Annotated in this window: 16 protein-coding genes; 14 read left to right on the forward strand and 2 right to left on the reverse strand. The window is 72.4% G+C overall.

Going from position 1 to position 17,845, the window contains the following annotated elements:
- The 12 genes from ACFY32_RS27110 (at position 1) to ACFY32_RS27165 (ending at position 13,164) form a co-directional block, all read left to right on the forward strand.
- Positions 1-900 (forward strand): ABC transporter permease, encoded by a 900-nt coding sequence (locus tag ACFY32_RS27110; protein WP_390675519.1) that lies wholly within the window; start codon positions 1-3, stop codon positions 898-900.
- A 137-nt stretch (positions 901-1,037) separates the two neighbouring features.
- Complete coding sequence (locus ACFY32_RS27115) at positions 1,038-2,282, forward strand: sensor histidine kinase (RefSeq protein ID WP_390675520.1); 1,245 nt, start codon at positions 1,038-1,040, stop codon at positions 2,280-2,282.
- Positions 2,279-2,962 carry a response regulator gene (locus tag ACFY32_RS27120; protein ID WP_390675521.1) on the forward strand — a complete coding sequence of 228 codons (684 nt, stop codon included), beginning with the start codon at positions 2,279-2,281 and terminating at the stop codon, positions 2,960-2,962. Before ACFY32_RS27115 ends, ACFY32_RS27120 begins: the two co-directional genes overlap by 4 nt.
- Before the next feature lie 33 nt (positions 2,963-2,995).
- A complete protein-coding gene (locus tag ACFY32_RS27125; protein ID WP_390675522.1) occupies positions 2,996-4,222 on the forward strand; it encodes an FAD-dependent monooxygenase in 1,227 nt (408 codons plus the stop codon).
- A gap of 89 nt (positions 4,223-4,311) precedes the next feature.
- The gene (locus tag ACFY32_RS27130; protein WP_390675523.1) at positions 4,312-5,088 is read left to right on the forward strand and encodes a hypothetical protein; all 777 of its coding nucleotides are present in this window, start codon (positions 4,312-4,314) and stop codon (positions 5,086-5,088) included.
- Between the two features lie 35 nt (positions 5,089-5,123).
- Positions 5,124-5,852 (forward strand): hypothetical protein, encoded by a 729-nt coding sequence (locus ACFY32_RS27135; RefSeq protein WP_390675524.1) that lies wholly within the window; start codon positions 5,124-5,126, stop codon positions 5,850-5,852.
- An 11-nt stretch (positions 5,853-5,863) separates the two neighbouring features.
- Complete coding sequence (locus ACFY32_RS27140) at positions 5,864-7,030, forward strand: inositol-3-phosphate synthase (protein ID WP_390675525.1); 1,167 nt, start codon at positions 5,864-5,866, stop codon at positions 7,028-7,030.
- On the forward strand, positions 7,027-8,181 hold the full coding sequence (locus ACFY32_RS27145; protein WP_390675526.1) for a UbiA family prenyltransferase: 1,155 nt from the start codon (positions 7,027-7,029) through the stop codon (positions 8,179-8,181). The genes ACFY32_RS27140 and ACFY32_RS27145 overlap by 4 nt, the downstream gene beginning before the upstream one ends.
- Positions 8,178-9,716, forward strand: a complete 1,539-nt coding sequence (locus tag ACFY32_RS27150; RefSeq protein WP_390675527.1) for an EboA domain-containing protein — start codon at positions 8,178-8,180, stop codon at positions 9,714-9,716. Before ACFY32_RS27145 ends, ACFY32_RS27150 begins: the two co-directional genes overlap by 4 nt.
- Positions 9,686-10,552 carry a TatD family hydrolase gene (locus ACFY32_RS27155; protein ID WP_390675528.1) on the forward strand — a complete coding sequence of 289 codons (867 nt, stop codon included), beginning with the start codon at positions 9,686-9,688 and terminating at the stop codon, positions 10,550-10,552. Before ACFY32_RS27150 ends, ACFY32_RS27155 begins: the two co-directional genes overlap by 31 nt.
- A 13-nt stretch (positions 10,553-10,565) precedes the next feature.
- Positions 10,566-11,753, forward strand: coding sequence for a metabolite traffic protein EboE (eboE, locus tag ACFY32_RS27160; protein WP_390675529.1), 1,188 nt, complete (start codon positions 10,566-10,568; stop codon positions 11,751-11,753).
- Between the two features lie 4 nt (positions 11,754-11,757).
- On the forward strand, positions 11,758-13,164 hold the full coding sequence (locus tag ACFY32_RS27165; RefSeq protein ID WP_390675530.1) for an alkaline phosphatase family protein: 1,407 nt from the start codon (positions 11,758-11,760) through the stop codon (positions 13,162-13,164).
- On the opposite strand, the gene ACFY32_RS27170 is transcribed toward ACFY32_RS27165, so the two are convergent.
- Entirely contained in the window at positions 13,091-13,879 is a 789-nt protein-coding gene (locus tag ACFY32_RS27170; RefSeq protein ID WP_390675531.1) for a BTAD domain-containing putative transcriptional regulator, read from the reverse strand. The two genes, ACFY32_RS27165 and ACFY32_RS27170, sit on opposite strands and share 74 nt — an antisense overlap.
- 209 nt (positions 13,880-14,088) lie before the next feature.
- Between ACFY32_RS27170 and ACFY32_RS27175 the strand changes: the two genes are divergently transcribed.
- Both ACFY32_RS27175 and ACFY32_RS27180 read left to right on the forward strand, forming a co-directional pair.
- Positions 14,089-14,784, forward strand: a complete 696-nt coding sequence (locus tag ACFY32_RS27175) for a DUF3105 domain-containing protein (RefSeq protein WP_390675532.1) — start codon at positions 14,089-14,091, stop codon at positions 14,782-14,784.
- Positions 14,784-15,461 carry a DUF305 domain-containing protein gene (locus ACFY32_RS27180; protein ID WP_390675533.1) on the forward strand — a complete coding sequence of 226 codons (678 nt, stop codon included), beginning with the start codon at positions 14,784-14,786 and terminating at the stop codon, positions 15,459-15,461. Before ACFY32_RS27175 ends, ACFY32_RS27180 begins: the two co-directional genes overlap by 1 nt.
- A 511-nt stretch (positions 15,462-15,972) precedes the next feature.
- Here ACFY32_RS27180 and ACFY32_RS27185 read toward each other — a convergent pair.
- Positions 15,973-17,727, reverse strand: a complete 1,755-nt coding sequence (locus ACFY32_RS27185) for a condensation domain-containing protein (protein ID WP_390675534.1) — start codon at positions 17,725-17,727, stop codon at positions 15,973-15,975.
- Positions 17,728-17,845 lie beyond the last annotated feature (118 nt).

Raw genomic sequence — 17,845 nt, forward strand, 5'->3', positions numbered from 1 at the left:
ATGGCACAGACCGAGGTGCACGACCCGCGGGCGGAACACACCGACTCGCCCGACGCGGACCACGGCGCACCCGTGCCGCCGGGCATCGGCAACGGCAGTCGCCTGGCCCAGGACCTGCGCACCATGAAGGTGCTGTGGCATCGGGAGACCATCCGCTTTAGCCGCAACAGGCTGCGCATCGCCATGGGCATGGTCACGCCGTTGATGTTCCTGCTGGTGCTCGGTACCGGTCTGAACTCCGCCATGTCCGAGGAGAGCCTGCGCAACTTCCGGGCCTTCCTCTTCCCGGGCGTCGTCCTGATGTCGGTCCAGGCGCCGGCCATCGCCGTGGGCGCGTCCATCGTGTGGGACCGGCGGTCCGGCTTTCTGCGGCAGATGCTGGTGGCACCGGTCCGCCGCAGCGCCATCCTGGTCGGTATCTGCCTCGGTGGCGCCACCTCCGGCGCGGCCTACGGCGTGCTGGTGCTGCTTCTGGGGCCCGTCGCCGACGTGCCGTACCACCCGATGCTGCTCGTGGTGCTGCTGCAGGTGGTCCTGGTCTCCTTCGCCTTCACCGCGCTCGGGGTCGCGGCGGCCGTCTGCATCCGGCGTCCCGAGACCTTCCAGGTGGCGGTCAGCATGTGCATGCTGCCGCTCTTCTTCCTCTCCGGGGCCATGTTCCCCGTCGACGGACTGCCCGGCTGGCTCGGCACGCTGGTCCGGCTGAACCCGCTGACCTACGCCGTGGACGCACTGCGCCGCAGCATGCCCGGCGACGCCGCGGTGGCCATGGGCGACGGGTCGGTGAGCCCCGAGTGGTGGGGCTGGACACCGCCCGTACTGGTGGAGGCCGGATTGGTGGCGACCCTCGCCGTGCTCGCCCTGGCCGTCGCGACCCGCAGGTTCTCCCGTGTGGAATGAACATCTGAGGGCTGAGCCCCCGCGCAACCGGCCCATGTGGAACGGGCCCGTGGGTCCGCCACCGGCCGGGCTCCTACCGGGGGCTGTCATCCCGGAGCACGAAGCGTCGGGCGCTGGCCCGCGGTTAGGGTCGGGCGATGGATCATCCCGAATCCCGGCCGCTGTTCGGACGGCGGCTCACCCCGGTGCAGCTCATCCTCCTCGACTGCCTGGCCGCGGTGGGCTACGTGGCGCTCCTGCTGGTCCTGCGGCACACCCGTGCGGTACCCGAACCTGCCGACCTGCCCGGCTGGGCCGCCGACGTCCTGGTGACCGCGACGGGGCTGCCCGTGGTGGTCCGCCGGCTGTGGCCGCTGCCGGTACTCGCCGTCGCCCTGGCCACGTCGCTGGCGTCGGTGGCCCTCGGTGTCGTCACGGACCCGTTCCTCGCGGTGGCGTTCGCGCTCTACCCCGTGGCCCTGTCCGGGGCGGCGCACCGCCTGCTGCCCGTGGCCGCGGCCGGACTCATCGGTCTCGGCGGCATGGTCACCACGGAGCCCCGGAGCCCTTACACCTACTGGTGGTCGGAGGGTCCAGGCCTCATCGTCCTCGGTTGGGCACTGACCGCGGGCTCCTGGGCACTCGGCACGGCCGCACGGGAGCGACGGGCCTACGCGGCGCAGGCCGCCCAGGAACTCGCCGAACGGGCCGTCGCCGAGGAACGGATCCGGATCGCCAGGGAACTGCATGACGTCGTCGCCCACAGCATCGGCGTCATCGCCGTCAAGGCGGCTGTGGCGAACCACGTCGTCACCACCCGGCCCGAGGAAGCCGGCGACGCGCTGCGCGTCATCGAAGCCACCAGCCGCGACGCCTTGCAGGAGATGCGCCACCTGCTCGGCGTCCTGCGCTCCGAGCACACCGGTGCCCTCACGGACGCCGACCTCAGCCCGGTACCGGGCACTGCCGGCCTCACGGGGCTGGCCCGCCACGCCACCGAGGCCGGGCTCCGCGTCCGGCTCGACGCGCCACACCTGGACGACCTGCCCGAGGCGCTCGGCCTGACCGTCTTCCGCCTCGTCCAGGAAGCCCTGACCAACGCCGTCAAGCACGCTGCTCCGGCAGACTGTCGTGTCGTGATCACCCGAGACGAAAGACACGTGACGATCGAAGTGACCGACGACGGCGGACCCGGCCGCGACGGAGGCCCAGGCCGGGACACGCCGACGGGGCCCGCCCCCGACGGCGGGCACGGTGGGGGGCACGGCCTCATCGGCATGCGCGAGCGGGTCGCCGTGTACGACGGGGAGTTCTCGGCCGGCCGGCGTCCCGGCGGTGGCTTCGCCGTCTTCGCCCGGCTGCCGCTCGGCCCGGTCGGCTCCTCCCGGGGAGCGGTCCGATGAGCGAGGACGTGCGCGTGATCGTCGCCGACGACCAGGCCCTGCTGCGGGGCAGCTTCCGGGTACTCGTTGACAACGAGCCGGGCCTGACCGTGGTCGGCGAGGCCGCCAACGGGCGCGAGGCCGTCGAGCTGGCCGCCGCGGAACACCCGGACGTCGTCCTGATGGACGTACGGATGCCTGAGATGGACGGCATCGAGGCCACCCGCCGGATCCGGGGCTCGGCGGCCACATCCGGCACCCGTGTCCTGATTCTGACCATGTTCGACCTGGACGCCTATGTGTACGCTGCGTTGCGCGCCGGTGCGAGCGGGTTCCTGCTCAAGGACGCTCCGCCCGGCGACCTGCTCGCCGGGGTGCGAGTGGTCGCCTCCGGCGAGGGCCTGCTGGCGCCGTCCGTGACACGGCGTCTCATCGAGGAGTTCGCCAACGACCCCGAGCGCGAGCCTCGCCCGCGGGCCCGCGCACTGGAGCGGGCCGGGGTCACCGACCGCGAGCGGGAAGTGCTCACCCTGGTCGCCCGGGGGCTGACCAACTCGGAGATCGCCGATCGCCTCTGGCTGAGCGTGCCCACCGTCAAGACCCACGTCAGCCACCTGCTGACCAAACTCGACAGCCGCGACCGGGCCCAACTGGTCATCGTCGCCTACGAGACGGGACTGGTGTCGGCCGGTTCGCGGTGAATCCCACCCGTAACCACATTCGAGGGGAAACCCGTGCCGAACACCTTGCCCGTACCGCACGTCGCCGTTGTCGGAGCCGGCCTGGGCGGTCTCGCCGCGGCCGGCGTTCTGCTGCGCGCCGGTGCCACCGTCGACGTCTACGAACAGGCGCCCGTACTGGGTGAAGCGGGCGTCGGAATGCACCTGGGCTCCAACGGTTCCCGACTCCTGTTCCGTTGGGGGCTGGAGGAAGCGCTGCGCGCGGTCGCCGTCCGTCCCGATGCGCTGGAGGTGCGCGCCCCGGACGGCCGGCTCCTCGTCCGCCGTCCCATGGGCGACACCTGGGAGAAGGAGTACGGTGCCCCTCACCTCACCGTGCTCCGCAGCGACCTGCACGCACTGCTCGCCGACCGGGTGCCGTCCGGGCGCATCCATCTGGGCGCACGCCTGAAGTCCGTCGCCGAGGACGGCGACGGGGTGCGGCTGCGGTTCGCCGACGGGCGTCAGACCTCCGCCGACCTGGTCGTCGGCGCCGACGGGGTGCACTCGGTGGTGCGTCGCGCCGTGGCGGGTGAGGAGCGCCCGGTGTTCTCCGGGTCGAGCGCGCTGCGCGGGGTGGTCCCCGCCGCCGACGTCCCCGGACTCGCCCCCGACACCATGTACATGTGGGTCGGACCGGAGGCACGGCTGCTGGTCGCACCGGTCGACGCGGGACGCCGACTGACCTATGTGGCGGTCCTGCCGGAGACCGGTCTCGTAGAGGAGTCGTGGAGCGCCACCGGTGAGGCGGCGGCGCTGGCCGCGGCGTTCGACGGCTGGCACGATGACGTGTCGTCCATGGTGCGGGCCGCCGGGACACCGGGCCGGTGGGCGCTGTACGACCGGGAGCCGCTGCCGTACTGGGGCCGAGGCCGCACCACGCTCCTCGGCGACGCCGCGCACCCCATGCTGCCGCACCACGGCCAGGGCGCCGGGCAGGCCCTGGAGGACGCCGTGGCCCTCGCCCACTTCGTCGACGGAACACCCGACGGGCTCCGCCGCTACGAGGAGTTCCGGAGGCCGCACACCACCCGGGTCCAGCTCGGTTCGCGGGGCGGCGGGGCGCGGAAGGCGCGGCCCGCCGGCGATGCGCCCGCGGGCGGCGCCGGAGGCGGCCTGCAGCAGGTGGTGGACGACCTGTCCTGGGTCCATCACTACGACGTCGAGGCGGCCCTCGTGGAGTCGGCCGCCGGCGCACAGCGGGGGCGTCCTGCACGGACGTCCGAAGCGGCGGACGTATAGACGGAGACACAGAACAACGACAGGTGGCCGTATAGCCGGCGCTCCTAGCCTCCTGGCATCGCAGTCGTAGCCAGGAGGAGGAACCCCACGTGTCGCATCACGTCGACCGACGACAGGTCCTGAGGGTCTCGCTGGGAGCGGCGACCGCCGCGGCCGTCGGTGCGGTGGCCGCGCCGCCGGCCGCGGCCACCGGCCCCGGCAACGACTTCCCCGAGGTCCCCGGCATGAGCGGAGACCGCCGCGCCAATGAGTTCTGGTACCGGCTCGACGACGCCACGCTGTTCAACTCCAGCCAGGAGGTGAAGGACGCGTACGCGGCCATCAGAGCGCATGTCGGCAACATCGAACGCGGAATGCGTGAAAAGTGGTTGGAGATGGTCGCGCAACCCGGCTACCCGAACAACTACGCGGAGTTCCTCGCTCCCGTGAAGCAGCCGCTCGAAGTGCTCTCGCGCACGCAGCTCGGCCTGATCGACCGTTACTACGGTCGGCGCCACCACCACCTCGTCCAGGCGTTCGGCTGGTTCGGCGAGGGCGTGCTGTACGACCCGCGCGTGCCGGCCCCGTTCTTCGTGCACACGATGAACAGCACCCCGGACATACCGCCGCCCGGCTACCACACCTGGTATGCCTACATGCGCGGCATGATGCTGCTGGACATCGACCGTCGGCGCTGGCAGCGAATCGCCCCCGCCCTGGCCTTCGCCTGGTCGGTGCAGACCGTTGCCAAGCCCGCGCAGGACAAGATCAACCCACCGCTGCCGGCCGCCACCGTACGTCGGCTCGCCGCAACCTGGCTGGTCAAGCGCATCGACCAGCTCGACCAGGACTTCCGCTCCTTCCCGTACCCCGAGGGGATGAGCTGATGGCGGCCCGCCCCTTACGCCGTGACATCCTGCGCGTGTCGGCCGCACTGGCCGCCGGGGCCGCCCTGCCGGTGGTGGGCGGCGCCGTGCCGACCGCCACCGCGGCGCCCGCCGACCCCGGTCTGCCGGAGATCCCGGGCATGCTGGGCGACCGCCGCGCCAACGAGGTGTGGTACCTGCTGGACCAGGTGACGCTCTACCAGCCCTCGAAGGAGTTCGCGGACGCGTACTACGCCCTCGTTGAGCTGTACGGCGGCGGTTGGGACAACACCGTGCTCAACACTTGGCGCCGGATGGTGACCGGCCCCGAGTACCCGGCCGACTTCACCCACTACGTCGCCCCCGCACGGAGCGCGCTGGAGGTGATGTCACGGGTCCAGCTGGAGGCGTTCGACGCCGTCTACCGCCCCCGCGACCCGCGATTGGTACGCGCCTTCGCCGAGTTCGGGCAGGGCATGCTGTACGACCCGCGGACCGGGGCCCTGCACATCATGACCGGTCGGCCCCCGGGCGGCTATGCCGTCTGGCACGTCGTCATGCGCGCCATGATGTTCCTCGACATCGACCGCGGCCGCTGGGCCCACATGGCCAACCTCAACGCCTTCGGCTGCGCCGTGCAGTTGGAAGCCGACCCCGATCTGCAGAACGTCAACCCGCCGTTGCCCGAGAAGACGGTGCGGCGGCTCGCGGCCCACTGGCTGCACCGCGGCGTCCGGCGACTGGACGTCGACTTCCAGTCCTTTCCCTATCCGCAGCAGCCGTGAAGGAAGGTTCCATGCGCACGGGTATCTGGCTGGTGGGCGGTCGTGGTTCGGTCGCGGCGAGCACCGTGGCCGGCGCGGCTGGCATCCGCGCCGGAGTCGTCGCCCCGACGGGCGTCGTCAGCGAGCTCGCCGCCTTCCGGGACGTGCCCCTGCCCGCATTCGACGACCTCGTCTTCGGCGGGCACGACCCCGCGACCGTAGGACTCGTCAAGCGCGTCGAACGCCTCGCCGCGGACGGGGTCGTCCCGCACGACCTGCCCGCGCTGGTCCGCGCGGACCTGGAGGCCGCCGACGCCGAGATCAGACCCGGCCTCACCGAAACCGGCCGACCGGCCGGGACGGCGGACGCCGCGGTCGACGCCCTCGCCGCCGACATCACGGACTTCCGCCACCGGACGGGCGCGGACAGCGTGATCGTGGTCAACGTCGCCTCCACCGAGCCTCCCGCGCGGCCGCATCCGGCACACGCCTCCTGGGAACTGCTGGCCGCCGCCCTGCACCGCCCCGACGGCTTCGGAGTCCTGCCGGTCGGTTCGCTGTACGCCTGTGCCGCCCTGCGCGCCGGCTGCCCGTTCGTGGACTTCACCCCCTCGACGGGCGCCCGCCTTCCCGCGCTCGACGAACTCGCCCGCCTGCGAGGCCTGCCGTACGCGGGCAGCGACGGCAAGACCGGCGAGACTCTGGTGAAGTCCGTCCTCGCCCCGATGTTCGCGCGGCGCGCGCTGAACGTGCGCAGTTGGTCGGGCACCAATCTGCTGGGGGGCGGTGACGGCGCCGCCCTCGCCGAGCCCCGGCGGGCCGCCGCCAAGATCCGGTCGAAGGACCGGCTGCTCCGGGAGCAGCTGGGAGGGCCCGTGCAGGGCGGCGTGCACATCCACGAGGTGGCCGACCTGGGGGAGTGGAAGACGGCCTGGGACCACATCACCTTCGAGGGATTCCTCGGCGCCCGCATGACCCTGCAGTTCGTCTGGCAGGGCTGCGATTCCGCCCTTGCCGCGCCGCTCGTCCTCGACCTCGCTCGGTTCATGGCGCTCGCCCACCGGGCCGACGTCAGCGGCCCCGTGCCCGAGCTGGGCTTCTTCTTCAAGGACCCCGTGGCCTCGGACGAGCACGCCCTGGACCGGCAGTTCGACGCTCTCGTCACCTGGGCGCGGAACCCGAGCGGAGCGGGCCGGTGAGCCTGCGTGACCGTCCCGGTGCCTATGCCCGCCTGGTGCGGATGCCCGCAGGGCTCACGGTGCCGGGCGACATCCTCGCCGGCGCCGCGGCGGGCGGAGCCGCGATCAGCCCCCGCCTGCTCGGACCGGTGGCCTCCTCGCTGTGCCTGTACTGGGGCGGCATGGCCCTCAACGACTACGTCGACAGGTCCGTGGACGCCGAGGAACGACCGGAGCGCCCCGTCCCGGCCGGGGAGATCAGCCCGGCAGCCGCCCTCGGAACCGCAGTGGTCCTCACGGCGTCCGGTCTCGGGCTCGCCGTTCTAGGCGAGGGCAGACGGGGACTGGCCACCGCCCTGCCGCTGACCGCGGCGGTATGGGCGTACGACACCGTCGCCAAAGACCACGCCGCCGGGCCCCTGGTGATGGGCGCCGCCAGGGGGCTCGACGTCCTACGCGGTGCCGGTGCCGGTCGTCCGGCGGCGGCCCTCCCAGCGGCTCTCGCCCTCGCCCTGCACACCGCGTCGGTGACCGCGCTCAGCCGCCACGAAACGGTGCCCGCGCCGACCCCTTCCGCCGGCGTTGGCGGCCCGCGCTCCCGAGGGGCGTGGTCCGGGTGCGACGCGGGGCCGGGCGACGGTGCCACCGGTTCGGCGCCCGCGGCGGACGCGAGCGGCGCCACCGGGCCGTCCGGCGCTCCGGCAGGGTCCGGTGGCCCGGAAACCGAGGAGCCGTGGGAGGAGTGCCTCGCAGCCGGCGCCGGCTCGACGGGTCGGGGGCGTGAGCCCGGACGCCGGGCCGCCGACAGCCCGACAGGCATCAGTGGCCGGCCGTCCGGTGGTCCGCGGGCCGCCGCGGTCGGCTCGATGGCGGCCGCCGGCGTCGTCGGCTGCACCGTCGTCCTCGCGGCCGACGGCGCCGGTCGCCGGGACAGGGCCGTCGCCAGTGCGCTTGCCGCGGGATTCCTCACTGCGGCCGGGCGCGGACAGCTGGCCGCCCTGCGTAAGCCCACCCCCTACCACGTACGCCGCGCGGTCGCCGCCGCCATCCACGCGATGGTGCCCCTTCAGTCCGCGCTGATGGCCGCGGCCGGGCGCAGCGGGGCGGGACTGGCCCTGCTCGCCGCCTACCCCCTGACCCGGCGCCTGAGCCGAAAGGTCTCCCCGACATGAGCAGGCGCGCCCTGACGTTCGCCTACGGCACCAACGGCTTCGGCGACCACACCCTCGACGAGACGCTGGACGTGGTGGCCGGACTCGGCTACGGCGGTGTCTCCCTCACTCTGGACCGCCGCCACCTCGACCCGTTCGCCGACGACCTCGACAGTCGGCTCACCCACCTCCGCCGTCGGCTCGACACCCTCGGACTGGAAGCGGTCGTCGAGACCGGCGGCCGCTACCTGCTCGACCCCTGGAACAAACACCACCCCACCTTCTTCGACGACGGACGCGAACTCCGCGTCGACCTGCTGCGCCGCGCCATCGACATCGCCGCCCGCCTGGAGACGCCCGTTGTCCACCTGTGGAGCGGTGTCCAGCCTCCGCAGATCGACGGGAACACCGCCTGGGACCGGCTGCTGCGCGCCTGCGAAACTCTTTCGGACGAGGCCGCACGACGCGATGTCCGCCTGGGCTTCGAACCCGAACCGGGCATGTTCATCGACACCCTCGACCGGTTCGACGAACTCTGCGCGCGTCTCGGCGAACCCCCGGCGCTGGGGCTCACCCTCGACATCGGGCACTGCCGCTGCCTGGAGCCGCAGCCTGTGGCCGAGTGCGTGCGGCGGGCCGCGTCCCGCCTTGTCCACATACAGATCGAGGACATGCGGCGCGGCACACACGAGCACCTGGAGTTCGGGCACGGTGAGATCGACTTCCCGCCCGTACTCGGCGCCTTGCTGGAAACCGGATACCGCGGCCTGGTCTCCGTCGAACTGCCCCGGCACAGCCACGCCGCCCCCGCGACGGCCCGGCGTTCACTGGCCTTTCTCCGCGCCGCCGAGCAGGGCGCGGGCGCCGTCGACGCGCTGTGGGACCTGCTGCCCGACGGTGCCGCCCGCTGGACCCGCGAGGCCCAGCACGCGCTCGCCGCGAACCCGGACGCGGTGACGGACCTCTTTCCGGTCGTGGGCCGGCGCTGCGGCCGGGAGCCGTTGCCGGGCAGTGCGCGGGGACCGTACGAGTGGACCGTCGACGACGCCGTACGTACCCTGCTGCTCGACGCACCGGCCCTGCGTACCCCCGAGGCACCTGCCCGCCTGGCCGATTTGTACCTGCACGGCGACGCGGCCGAGCGGCGGGGCGTGCTGCGGGCACTGCCCGTCCTCGACCGGTCCGGCCGGCTCGGCGACTCCGCGCTCCCGCTGGTCCACGACGCGCTGCGCACCAACGACCTTCGGCTGGTCGCCGCCGCGCTGGGCACGTTTCCGCCCGCCCCCGGCTACGCGGCCCGCCATCTCGACGACCATGCCTTCCGCCAGGCCGTACTCAAGTGCGTCTTCACCGGTGCCCCCCTGGACCGGGTGACCGGGCTGGCCGACCGCGCCGACGCGGAACTGCTGCGGATGCTGCGGACGTACGCGGACGAACGCCGCACCGCCGACCGCGACGTGCCCCCCGACGTCGAGGACCTCCTCGCCAACCACGACACCGAGCAGCACAGGGAGGGAGCGCCGCCGTGCGCATCTTCGATTCCCACATCCACATGACCTCCCGGACCACGGACGACTACGCGGCGATGGCGACGGCCGGGGTCCGTGCACTCGTGGAGCCGGCCTTCTGGCTCGGCCAGCCGCGCACCGGCGTCGGCAGCTTCACCGACTACTTCGACTCACTGCTCGGCTGGGAGCCCTACCGCGCCTCCCAGTTCGGCATCCGCCACCACTGCGCCCTCGCCCTGAACCCGAAGGAGGCCAACGACCCCCGGGTCACCGGTGTCCTCGACCTGCTGCCGCGCTACCTCGCCAAGGACGGTGTGGTCGCCGTCGGCGAGATCGGCTATGACTCCATGACACCGGCCGAGGACGAGGCGTTCGCACGCCAGCTCGAACTCGCCCTCCGCCACGACCTTCCGGTGCTGGTTCACACCCCGCACCGCGACAAGGCCGTTGGTACCCGCCGCACCCTCGACGTCGTCCGCGAATCGGGCATCGACCCCGCCCGAGTGGTGGTCGACCACCTCACCGAGGCGACCGTCGGCATGGTCGCGGAGAGCGGCTGCTGGATGGGGTTCTCCGTCTACCCGCGCACGAAGATGAGCGAGGAACGGATGGTGCGGATCCTCAGCCGTCACGGTGTCGAGCGCATGCTCGTGAACTCGGCCGCCGACTGGGGCCACAGCGACCCCCTGAAGACCCGTGCCACCGCTGACGCCATGCTGGCCGCCGGATTCCATGACGACGACGTCGACCGGGTGATGTGGCGCAACCCTGTCTCCTTCTACGCCCAGAGCGGCCGGCTGGTCCTGGAACCCGCCGACGACGCGGCCGGCTTCGCGGCGCCCGCCGCCTACGCGGGCAACTCCCTCGCCCGCGGCGGCGAGTGAGCCCGGAGGACCCATGAGACTCAGACACCCGGACGGCACGGTCGTTCACCTCGCCTACTGCACCAACGTGCACCCCGCCGAGAACCTCAACGGCGTCCTCGCCCAACTCGCCCGCTACGCGGAGCCGGTACGGCGCCGGCTCGGCGAGGCGCGGCTCGGCCTCGGCCTGTGGCTGTCCCGCCCCGCCGTCACCGAACTGGCCGCCGACCCTGACGCCGTCACGCGGCTGCGCCGCGAACTGAACACGCGTGGTCTGGAAGTCGTAACCCTCAACGCCTTCCCGTACCAGGGCTTTCACACGAACGCGGTGAAGAAGTCCGTCTACCACCCCGACTGGTCCGAGCGCGTCCGGCTCGACCACACCCTCGACTGCGCCCGGCTGCTGACTGCGCTGATGCCCGACGACGCGGAGCGCGGCTCGGTGTCCACCCTTCCGCTGGCATGGCGGGAAGGGTGGACCGCCGACCGGGCCGACCGCGCGGCCCGCCACCTGGACCAGTTGTCCCAGGGGCTGGAGGCTCTGGCCGCCGACGCCGGCCGCACCGTACGGGTCGGCTTCGAACCCGAACCGGGCTGCCTGATCGAGAACGCCGAACAAGCCGTACGGTTGCTCGCCGGCGCCGATCCGCGGTGGCTCGGCGTCTGCCTGGACACCTGCCACACCGCCGTCGGCTTCGAGGACGTACCGACCGCCTGTGCCCGGCTGGCCGCGGCGGGACTCCCCGTCGTCAAGGCACAGGTCTCCTGCGCCTTGGGCGTGGAGGACCCGCAGGACCCCGCGGCCCGGGCCGCCCTGTGGGAGTTCGCCGAGCCCCGCTTCCTGCACCAGTCCCGCGAATTGCTAGGCGGCAGGCTGCTTGCGGTCGACGACCTGCCCGACGCGCTCGGCGGAGCGCTCCCGGGCCTCGGCCAGTGGCGGATCCACTTCCACACGCCCCTGCACACCGACCCCAGGCCCCCGCTGCGCTCCACCCGCACTGAACTGCTGGCCGCGCTGGAACTGCTCGTGGGAGGACCGACCGCGCGCACCGATCACCTGGAGGTGGAGACGTACACCTGGCCGGTGCTGCCGTCCGCCACCGACCGTGACCTGGTCCACCGAACCCCGGACACCGACCTGATCGACGGTATCGCCGCGGAACTGGCCTGGGCACGTGACTCCCTGACCCGGCTCGGACTGAAGGACGAAAGCACGAGGTGACCCGGTGAACCGACTACTGGTACTCGACGTCGTGGGCCTCACCCCACGGCTCCTCGCCCACATGCCCCGCCTCCGCGAGCTGCGCGAGCGCGGTTTCCAGGCCCGTCTCGACACCGTGCTGCCCGCGGTCACCTGCACCGTGCAGTCCACCGTGCTGACCGGTGAGACACCGGACGTGCACGGTGCGGTCGCGAACGGCTGGTACTTCCGCGACCTCGGCGAAGTACTGCTGTGGCGGCAGCACAACCGGCTCGTCGGTGGCGAGAAGATCTGGCAAACCGCGCGCCGCACCCGCCCCGGCTACACCATCGCCAACGTGTGCTGGTGGTACGCGATGGGCGCGGACGTCGACTGGACCGTCACCCCCCGCCCCGTCTACCACGCGGACGGCCGCAAGGAACCCGACTGCTACACCCACCCCGCCGCGCTGCACGACGAACTCACCGGACGACTGGGCGACTTCCCTCTCTTCCGGTTCTGGGGGCCCACCGCGGGCATCGAGTCCTCCCGCTGGATCACCGAAGCGGCCCGCCACATCCTGCGCACCCACCGCCCCGACCTCAGCCTCGTCTACCTGCCGCACCTCGACTACGACCTGCAGCGCCACGGCCCGGACAGCCGTGAGGCGATCAGCGCCGCCCGTGAACTGGACCGCACCCTCGCCCCACTGCTCGACGACGCCCGGCGCGCCGGAGTGACGACCATCGCGTTCAGCGAGTACGGGATCACCGAGGTCTCCCGGCCCGTGGACATCAACCGCGCGCTGCGCCGCGCCGGACTGCTGGACGTACACACCCAGGCGGGCATGGAGTATCTCGATCCGTGGAAGTCCCGCGCGTTCGCCGTCGCCGACCACCAGATCGCGCACGTGTACGTCGCCGACCCGGCCGACCTCCCCGCCGTCCGGCAGGTGCTCGAACGACTGCCGGGGCTCGGGACACTGCTGGACGAGGCCGGCCGCAAGGAACACGGACTGGACCACCCCCGTTCCGGAGAGCTGGTCGCGCTGGCCGAACCAGACTCCTGGTTCACGTACTACTACTGGCTCGACGACGAGTTCGCTCCCGACTTCGCCCGGCTGGTCGACATCCATCGCAAACCCGGGTACGACCCGGCCGAGCTGTTGTTCGACCACACCGACCGCTGGGTGAAGCTCCGGGCGGCCGGTGCTCTGACCCGCAAGCGCCTGGGCCTGCGCTATCTGATGAACGTGGTGTCCCTGGATCCCCGCCGAGTACGCGGCAGTCACGGTCTGCTGCCCGCCCACCCCGACGACGGGCCCGTCCTGCTGTGCGACGATCCCTCAGGTGCCCGCCCGCGGATCGCCGCGACCGAGGTCAAGGAGCTCCTGTTGCGTCTGGCAGGGCTGCCGGACGACTCCACAGTTCGTCCAGCCGCAGCCCCCCGTTGAGCACGGCGCGGTGTGTGGCGGTCAGCGTGGCGCCGGGATCGACGCCAAGTTCCTCGGCGAGCAACCGCCGGCCCTCGTGGTACACGGCCAGGGCCTCCGCCTGTCGCTCGCACCGGTAGAGCGCGGTCATCCACTGGGCGCGCAGCCGTTCGCGCAGCGGGTACTGCGCGACCAGACCGGTGAGTTCGGCGACGAGCTGGCGGTGCTCGCCGAGGGCGAGCTCGGCCTCGAGCCGGCTTTCCAGAGCGGCCATCCTGGCCTCGTCCAGCTGGGGGGTCTCGGCGTCCCGCAGATGGTCGGTGACCCCGCCGAGCGACGGCCCGCGCCAGAGGCCCAGAGCCGCGCGGAGCAGTTGCGCCGCCCGGTCGGGACAGCCCTCGCGCAGGGCCGTGTGGCCTGAGCGGGACAGCCGGTGGAACTCGGCCGCGTCGAACAAGGCGTCCCCTGTGCCGAGACGGTAACCGGCCGGTTCGCGGACGAACTCGACGGCCGGGCCGAGCCGCTGCCGCAGCCGCGAGACGTACGTGTAGAGCTGGGCGCTCACCGTGGCGGGAGGCCTCTGCCCCCACAAGAGCGTGGTGAGGCGTTCGTCGGACAGGACGTCTCCCCGGGCCAGCAGCAGCGCAGCGAGCAGGGTCCGCTGCTTGCGCCCCGGGATCGGAATCTCCCGACCGTCGGTACGCACGCGCAGCGGTCCCAGGATGCCGAATTCCACTCTTTCTCCCCCATTGGTCCCGCAGGCAGGTGCTGCGGTCGGCGGCCGTGCATTGGCGATCGCTCAGCGTAGGCCGCCCTGTGTCCCGAGAACGTGGGACAGCCGACCCGAGACCGTCCTGGGCGCGGGTCGGGACGGTGGCCCCGGGACTCCGGGACGGGACGGTCCCTACTCTGGGCCCCATGATCCCGCGCAGTGAGAGGCCGCCCATGTCTCAGGACCAGCGCCAGCACACGCCCGGATCGGCCGGTCGCGACGACGATGCCCGGCTGGCCCGGCTCCAGGAGCTGCGTCGCGAGGACGCGAGGCGGGTCCGCCGCGCCAAGCGGCTGCGCACCGGTGCCACGGTCGGGGGCGTGCTGGCGGCGGTGGCCGTCGTCCTCGGCGTGGTCGGCGGCCTGCACGGCCGGCCCGCCTCGGACCCGGCCGGTGCGTCCGGAATTGACCCTGACCGGGTCAACGTCCGCGGCGAGAAGGTGTACAAGGACCTCGAACGCGGCCACGTCAAGGGTGACGTCGACTACCCCGACGACGCGCAGCCGCCTGTCGGCGGCCGGCACGACCCGCAGTGGCAGAACGCCAACGGTGACGTCTACACACGGCCGTTGCGCGAGGAGAACGCCGTGCACGCTCTGGAGCACGGCGCCGTGTGGGTGACGTACTCCCCGGCTCTGCCCCAGTCCGAGGTGGAGAAACTGCGCGCCAAGGTGGCGGGCGTCCCGTACCGGATGATGAGTCCGCTGCCGGACCAGAAGAGCCCCATACGGCTCACCGCCTGGGGGCATCAGCTGTCCGTGGACTCCGCCGCCGACGCGCGTGTGGACGCCTTCTTCGACGCCTACGTCCAGGGACCGCAGGCACCGGAGCAGGGCGCCCCGGTCACCGGGGGCAAGGTGACCCCGTGATGCGCCGACCACTCGCGCGCCGCGTCGGCCGTCCGTTCAGCGGTCTGCTGGTGGCGGCCACCGCGATCGCACTGCTGGCGGGGGCGCTGCTGCTGACCGGCCTGTCCGGCACGGCCCCCGCCGACGCCGAGGCAACGGCCGAGGATTCGGTCGCGGTCGGCTTCAGCCGTGACATGGCCGTCCACCATCAACAGGCGGTCGAGATGTCCTTGTCCGTGCTCCGCAACGGGACGTCTGCCGAGGTGCGCACGCTGGCGTATGACATCGCCAACACTCAGGCCGCCCAGCGAGGCATGATGCTCGGCTGGCTTCAGCTGTGGGGTCGTACCGCCACCACGAGCGGACCGCCCATGCGCTGGATGGACATGCCGCCGACGAGCGCCGAGGACCGCCGCCGAGGGGTGCTGATGCCCGGCATGGCGAGCCGTGCCGACATGGCCGCGCTGGCCGCGGCGCGCGGACACCGGGCCGATGCTCTCTACCTGCGCCTGATGATCGCGCACCACCGAGGTGGCGTGCACATGGCCGAGGCGGTCGTCGCGGACGGTAGCCCCCAGGTCGTGCACCGGATGGCGCGGGAGATGGTGCGGAGCCAGCAGACGGAGATCGATCTGATGAAGTCCCTGGCGAAGCGGCTGGGTGACGCCGAAGACGCGACCGCGCACCGTGGACACTGAAGGACGACGAACGCACCTGCATGCGGTTGGCCCGGGCCGCCGACACGGTCCCCGGCGCCCGGGAGCCGTCGGCGTCGCGCTGCCGCACATCGACTGGCCTGCGTAGCTGGGCGTCCGCGGGATGGATGGCCGTGCCGACCTCGGTGAGGGGCCGCCTGAAGTTGCTTGCCGGGAACGTTGGCTGATCTTCTTGTGGGTGTCGAGACGTTGGTACGCCTCGCTCCAGGGGCACGCAGGTACACATGCGCCGGCCGACGGCACCAGGACCGCGCCAGGCCCGGCGGGCCCCGGTCCGAGGGAGCAGCGCGGTCAGGTTGTGCACGCCGGTCGCCCCCGCCGCGTCGTCGTATTGCTCCGCCGCGCGGCGGGCGCTCGCACAGCTTCGCCACCCGCCCCTCCGGGGACGGCAGGCCGGGCGCGGGCGGGAGGCCGGGGGAAGCGCCGGACTGTCGGTCCGGTGGCGTGCGTCTCGATCACTCCCGGGCGTCGGAGACGCAACGGTGCGCGGGCCTCATACGAGGAGCCGCGGCGTTCCCGTCGCCTCGGCGAGGTGCTGGGTGGCCTCGGTGACCACCACGAGCGCGGGCGCGGCGTCGTCGAGCATGTACGCGATGCGTTCGCCCGGGTAGTCGGGGTCGATCGGCAGGTACGCCGCGCCGGTCTTCAGCACGGCGAGCATCGACGCCACCATCTCCACGGAGCGGGGCACGGCCAGCGCCACGAGCCGTTCGGGGCCGGCACCGAGGGCGCGCAGGGTGCGGGCCAGGTCGTCCGCCCACGCGTTCAGCCGGGCGTACGACACCTCCTCGTCCTCGAACACGACGGCGGTCGCCTCGGGCGAGCGCCGTGCCTGCTCCTCGAAGAGTTCGTGGACCGCGACGGCGGGCACCTCGCGGGCGGTGTCGTTGAACTCCTCCACGGCCTGCCGCTGTTCCTCCGGGGTGAGGAGGCCGACGTCGTGGGTGAGGAGCCGCGGGGTGGCCTCGGCGACGGTGGTGAGGACCCGGGTGAACCGCTCGACAAGGTGGTCGATGTCGCTCTCGCCGAACAGGTCCGGGCGGTAGGTGAAGTCCAGCGTCAACCGGTCGTCGGGAAGGGCGATGAGGGCCAGCGGATAGTGCACGTCGTTGTGCGTGTGGAGGCCGGTGACCCGCAGGCCGTGTGCCTCCGAGAGCGCCTGCGGCCTCAGCGGGTAGTTCTCGAACACGACCAGTGTGTCGAAGAGTTCGCCGCTGATGTCCGTCAGCCGCTGGATGTCGGCCATGCCCAGGTGTTGGTGCGCGGACAGCTCGGCCTGTTCCTGCTGGAGGCGTGCCGCCAGGTCCAGCAGCGGCTCGAACGGCTGGAGCCGTACCCGCACCGGCAGGGTGTTGATGAACAGGCCGATCATCGACTCGATGCCGGGCACCTCCGGGGGCCGGCCCGCCACGGTGGCCCCGAAGACGATGTCCTCCCGCCCGGTCAGGCGCGCCAGCAGCAGACCCCAGGCCACCTGCACCGCCGTGCTCAGTGTCAGCCCGTGGCGGCGGGCCTGGCCGGTCAGGGTCTGCGTCAGCTCCAGCGGAAGGCGGACGACACGGTGGCGTGGCGTGACCGACGCGTGACTGTCGGCGTGGGGGGTGAGGCGGGTGGGTTCGTCGAGGCCGGCGAGGGCTGTGCGCCAGGCGTTCTGGGCGGCGGGGGTGTCCTGTGCGGCGAGCCAGCGGTAGTAGTTCTCGTAGGGGACGGCGGGGGGCAGGTCGCGGGGGTTCCCGCGGTTGCCGTAGAGGGTGAAGAGTTCCTGCATGACCAGGGGCATGGACCAGCCGTCGAGCAGGAGGTGGTGGGTGGTGAACAGGAAGCGGTGCCGGTCCTCGCCGAGGCGGACGAGGGTGAACCGCAGCAGCGGTGCCGTCGAGAGGGTGAAACGCCGCTCCCGATCGGCACGGGCGATCTCGTCCGCCTCCGCCTCGCCGCCGGCCACCGCCTCGGTCCACGGCAGCGCCACGTGGGACTGCACGACCTGCACACTGTCGCCCTGCGGACGTCGGCGCACACTGATGCGGAGGTTGCCGTGGCGGCTCAGCAGCGCCTCGGCGGCGTCGCGCAGGGCGCTGGCGTCCAGCGGGCCTTGCAGGTCGATTCCGAGCTGGACGTTGTACACGTCCGGGGCCCGGTCGTCGTACGCGGCGTGGAACACCAGCCCTTCCTGCAACGCCGTCAGCGGCAGGACGTTCTCGATCCTGGGCTTGCTCCGGGGCGTCGTCTCCACCGTCAGATCTCCCATGCTTCGTCGAGCTCCTCTTGGAACTGGTCGATGTCGTCTTGGGTGAGGGTCACGAAGGGCAGGTCGGAGGGGCTGTGTCCGCCGGTGTCGGGGTTCTGGGCGTGGGTGGCGAGGGTTT

The organism is Streptomyces sp. NPDC000134, assembly GCF_042899225.1.
Classification (GTDB): Bacteria; Actinomycetota; Actinomycetes; order Streptomycetales; family Streptomycetaceae; genus Streptomyces.

Coding starts and splice junctions, on each gene's coding strand:
- ACFY32_RS27110 (WP_390675519.1), top strand. CDS start 1: ATGGCACAGACCGAGGTGCACGACCCGCGGGCGGAACACACCGACTCG.
- ACFY32_RS27115 (WP_390675520.1), top strand. CDS start 1,038: ATGGATCATCCCGAATCCCGGCCGCTGTTCGGACGGCGGCTCACCCCG.
- ACFY32_RS27120 (WP_390675521.1), top strand. CDS start 2,279: ATGAGCGAGGACGTGCGCGTGATCGTCGCCGACGACCAGGCCCTGCTG.
- ACFY32_RS27140 (WP_390675525.1), top strand. CDS start 5,864: ATGCGCACGGGTATCTGGCTGGTGGGCGGTCGTGGTTCGGTCGCGGCG.
- ACFY32_RS27150 (WP_390675527.1), top strand. CDS start 8,178: ATGAGCAGGCGCGCCCTGACGTTCGCCTACGGCACCAACGGCTTCGGC.
- eboE (WP_390675529.1), top strand. CDS start 10,566: ATGAGACTCAGACACCCGGACGGCACGGTCGTTCACCTCGCCTACTGC.
- ACFY32_RS27175 (WP_390675532.1), top strand. CDS start 14,089: ATGTCTCAGGACCAGCGCCAGCACACGCCCGGATCGGCCGGTCGCGAC.
- ACFY32_RS27180 (WP_390675533.1), top strand. CDS start 14,784: ATGCGCCGACCACTCGCGCGCCGCGTCGGCCGTCCGTTCAGCGGTCTG.
- ACFY32_RS27185 (WP_390675534.1), bottom strand. CDS start 17,727: ATGGGAGATCTGACGGTGGAGACGACGCCCCGGAGCAAGCCCAGGATC.